At 72.0% G+C, this 207-nt stretch carries 1 protein-coding gene; it reads right to left on the reverse strand.

All coding sequences use genetic code 11. The features are described 5' to 3' along the window. Positions 1-207 (reverse strand): hypothetical protein (locus DBV10_RS22535; protein ID WP_148090349.1); only part of this gene is annotated, 207 nt, incomplete at both ends.

The following is a 207-nucleotide window of genomic DNA, read 5'->3' on the forward strand; positions in this document are numbered from 1 at the left end:
CTCCACATGGATGCTGCCGCGCTCGCTGCCCTGGCCCTGGATGGCGTGGACGGCGTTGGTGCACAGGTTGAGCAGGGCCTGCTCGACCTGGGTGGCATCGGCCAGCACGGGGGGCAGCCCCGCCTGCAGCTGCATGTGCAGCTCGATGGCGGGGGGCAGGGTCACGCGCAGCAGGCGCTCGGTGTCGTGCACCACCTCGGCCAGCGA

Source organism: Acidovorax sp. FJL06 (assembly GCF_003852545.1).
Taxonomy (GTDB): Bacteria; Pseudomonadota; Gammaproteobacteria; order Burkholderiales; family Burkholderiaceae_C; genus Acidovorax.